This window comes from Vibrio sp. M260112 (assembly GCF_036533775.1).
GTDB lineage: Bacteria > Pseudomonadota > Gammaproteobacteria > Enterobacterales > Vibrionaceae > Vibrio.
The window spans coordinates 1-2,468 of record NZ_JATABH010000116.1 but is presented as its reverse complement, the minus strand read 5'-3'; the positions used below and the strand labels follow the sequence as shown (position 1 = coordinate 2,468).

Annotated in this window: 1 protein-coding gene; it reads right to left on the bottom strand. The window is 51.2% G+C overall.

All coding sequences use genetic code 11. From position 1 onward, the window contains the following. A partial coding sequence (locus tag QTN95_RS20240) for an RHS repeat-associated core domain-containing protein (protein ID WP_443088884.1) occupies window positions 1-2,100 on the bottom strand: 2,100 nt, incomplete at its 3' end. Between the last annotated feature and the right edge of the window lie 368 nt (window positions 2,101-2,468).

The following is a 2,468-nucleotide window of genomic DNA, read 5'->3' as shown; positions in this document are numbered from 1 at the left end:
TGCCAACCCAAACGGATCCACCCAGTCCATCGGATTGTGTACATACGCTTGTGGTCTTAAACCACCCGCCATGCCGATGGGGTCAGAGCTTAAATACTGCCCGCTGTCTGTATCATAATAACGGTGCAGGTTGTAGTAAAGCCCTGTTTCTCTATCAAAGATTTGGCCTTGGTAACGTAAATCACACTCTATTGGGTCGTTGGCGGCGTCTTCAAAGTATTGTTTGGTGAGGCCTTGTAGATGTTGGTGCTTGTAGCTGCCCCAGAGTTCGTGTTGCCCCCGCCAGATGATATGGCCTTGCTCGTTGCATAGCTCGCGCGGTGTGCCGGCGTGGTCGGTGACCACATAGCTGAGCGCCGAGGTGCCATGAATATTATCGGTATTGATTTGCGCCAGCGGCCTAAAACTATCGGGTTCATACACCCATTCAATGGTGCTGAGCGCCGTGCCATCCGCACACACTTTCTGCTGCTGAATCAGGTTGTCGCCATCCCACAGGTAATGCAGGTTAGCGTGTTTGGTTTGGCTTTGCTCGCACTCTTTTGCGATTCGCCTTCCAAAAGGATCATAACGGTAACGCCAACGTTCTTGGTTGGGCAGCTCGACTTTAATTAACTGATCAAAGGCGTTCCAGACGAACTTGGTGCTTTTCGCTCTGTATCCATTCTGCTGCTCAATTTTTTCTATTACCCGACCGCATTCATCGTAGCGATAGGTGTAAGGACCTTTTTTCTCAACCCTGCCCGCACGATCGTATTGATGTGTGTTCTTCTCTTCGCGCTTTTGGGCGAGGTCAATCACGTTGTCGGCTAACGGTAGCGTGCTTTGCTGGTTGAGGTTGAGCTCGCTGTCGTAGCCGAAAAGCTGAACCTGAGTCGCCTTATCTTTCCAGGATTTGGTTTGCCGCACTTCGCTGATTTGTCCATTCGGATTCAAACGAAGGTCGGTTTTACCGAAGTAAGATTCATCGATGCCGACCAGGCGGTCGAGGGCGTCGTATTGGTACTGGCGCAGTAAAGCGCGGTCTCTATCGGGGGCGTGTTCGTTTAAAAAACCCAGTTGTTGATGTTCTAATAAGCCAGTGTTACTCCATTGGTGGTGAAGCCTAAAGCCGTTGTGATTGTCTCTTAAGGTTTCTAATCCGGCTTTGCTGTGGCTAAAGTGAAGGGGGGAATGTTCACCGATGGCCAGCTGTTGTAACTGCCCTTTCTGCCACAGCAGCGCTAACGGTGTGTTTGCCCCTTCTAACGATTGGCGAATGCCTGCACTGTTGTAGCGGTGTGTCAGGGTTTGCCCATTCAACGTTTCTTTAATGACCTGGCCGGAAGCGTTGTATTCAAATCCGACCCACGCATCGCCATTTTCAGCGGTGACTAAGCGGTTGGCTTTATCGTATTCATACCAGGTGTTGCTGGTGACAACGGTTTGAGCATCGCGGGTTTGAATTTGAGCCAGTTGTCCATTGGTGTGGTAGTAGTAGTGTTGAGTGTGTTGGTCGGGCTTGGTTTGTGTCAGCAGTCGTCCCGCTTCGTCGTAGGCAAAGTGGTGTTGGCGACCATCATAGTGGTGTTCGGTTGTTATTCGTCCAGATGGGTCAAATTCGTATCGCCACTGTTGGCCTTGGCTGTTGGTCACCCCCGCAAATTCGGCCTCAGCGTTGTAATGGTAGTGGGTAGTCGCGCCCAGTGGGTCGGTGGCAGACGCCAATTTGTCGAAGGCGCCATATTCATAGCGAGAGACATTGCCAAGGGCGTCCGTAATGGCGGTGATGTTACCTTCAATGTCGTATTCGAATTGGGTTGTTGAGCCATCTTCATACTCGACTTGATAGGGAGATAGGCGGTTGCCTTGATAGTACCAGCGTCGGGTCAGTTGCTCATCACTGGTGCGTTTCACCAATCGACATTGTTTGTCGTAGTAAAAGGTAAATCCAACGCTGTTGTCGGGAGAAATGCGCTCTAGCATCCCCTGCTTGTTATAGCCATAGCGGGTTTCGGAGCCATCGGGCGATGCAGTTAGCGTCCGCTGTCCCAGCGCGTTGTATTCATGTCGCCACTCACGGGCATCGGGATCTTGCACCGAGAGCAGCAAGCCTGCCAAGTTGTACGCGTAATGCCACGTACTCGATAGTGGGTCACAGTAGCTGAGCAGTTGTCCATTGTCATCGTAGGAATAGGTATGAACTTGCCCATTAGGCTCGGTGACCTGAGTGACGTTACCCCAGTCGTCGTATTGGTATTCGGTGCGCTGACCTAATGGGTCGGTGACTGCGATAAGGTTATCGAAATCCCACTCTTGCTCGGTATGGTGGCCTTGCGGGTCGACAATCGCAATGATGCGGTTTTTGTCGTCTTTTACATATTGGGAGGTGCCGCCAAAGGCACTGTGGTAGTAGGTGATCCGTTGTTCATCGTCGTAGCGGAGTTGCCCTTCTTATTTTCTTAAAGTGAGTGTCCCCGTTTATTCCA